1 rRNA gene is annotated in these 1,618 nt (G+C 50.2%); it reads right to left on the minus strand.

What is annotated here, in order from left to right:
- Positions 1 to 1,493 (minus strand): 23S ribosomal RNA (locus AC30D7_RS28680); the annotation flags it as partial.
- Between the last annotated feature and the right edge of the window lie 125 nt (positions 1,494 to 1,618).

Here is a 1,618-nt window from a genome sequence, read left to right on the forward strand (position 1 = left end):
AATCCCGGATTTACCTAAGATTCCAGCCTACCACCTTAAACTTGGACAACCAACGCCAAGCTGGCCTAGCCTTCTCCGTCCCTCCATCGCAATAACCAGAAGTACAGGAATATTAACCTGTTTTCCATCGACTACGCTTTTCAGCCTCGCCTTAGGGACCGACTAACCCTGCGTCGATTAACGTTGCGCAGGAAACCTTGGTCTTTCGGCGTGGGTGTTTTTCACACCCATTGTCGTTACTCATGTCAGCATTCGCACTTCTGATACCTCCAGCAAGCTTCTCAACTCACCTTCACAGGCTTACAGAACGCTCCTCTACCGCATCACCTAAGTGATACCCGTAGCTTCGGTGTATGGTTTGAGCCCCGTTACATCTTCCGCGCAGGCCGACTCGACTAGTGAGCTATTACGCTTTCTTTAAAGGGTGGCTGCTTCTAAGCCAACCTCCTAGCTGTCTAAGCCTTCCCACATCGTTTCCCACTTAACCATAACTTTGGGACCTTAGCTGACGGTCTGGGTTGTTTCCCTTTTCACGACGGACGTTAGCACCCGCCGTGTGTCTCCCATGCTCGGCACTTGTAGGTATTCGGAGTTTGCATCGGTTTGGTAAGTCGGGATGACCCCCTAGCCGAAACAGTGCTCTACCCCCTACAGTGATACATGAGGCGCTACCTAAATAGCTTTCGAGGAGAACCAGCTATCTCCGAGCTTGATTAGCCTTTCACTCCGATCCACAGGTCATCCGCTAACTTTTCAACGGTAGTCGGTTCGGTCCTCCAGTCAGTGTTACCTAACCTTCAACCTGCCCATGGATAGATCGCCCGGTTTCGGGTCTATTCCCAGCGACTAGACGCCCTATTAAGACTCGCTTTCGCTACGCCTCCCCTATTCGGTTAAGCTCGCCACTGAAAATAAGTCGCTGACCCATTATACAAAAGGTACGCAGTCACCCAACAAAGTGGGCTCCCACTGCTTGTACGCATACGGTTTCAGGATCTATTTCACTCCCCTCTCCGGGGTTCTTTTCGCCTTTCCCTCACGGTACTAGTTCACTATCGGTCAGTCAGTAGTATTTAGCCTTGGAGGATGGTCCCCCCATATTCAGACAAAGTTTCTCGTGCTCCGTCCTACTCGATTTCATGGCCAAGAGATTTTCGCGTACAGGGCTATCACCCACTATGGCCGCACTTTCCAGAGCGTTCCGCTAATCTCAAAGCCACTTAAGGGCTAGTCCCCGTTCGCTCGCCACTACTAAGGGAATCTCGGTTGATTTCTTTTCCTCAGGGTACTTAGATGTTTCAGTTCCCCTGGTTCGCCTCTTGCACCTATGTATTCAGTACAAGATAACCATCTTATGATGGCTGGGTTCCCCCATTCAGACATCTCCGGATCAAAGTCTGTTTGCCGACTCCCCGAAGCTTTTCGCAGGCTACCACGTCTTTCATCGCCTCTGACTGCCAAGGCATCCACCGTATGCGCTTCTTCACTTGACCATATAACCCCAAGCAATCTGGTTATACTGTGAAGACGACATTCGCCGAAAATTCGCATGCTCAATTAAGAGCAACTCACAAATTTTACCTTAGCCTGATCCGTTACCAGTGAAAGTAACGTTCAG

Source organism: Pseudomonas sp. DF5 (assembly GCF_058148225.1).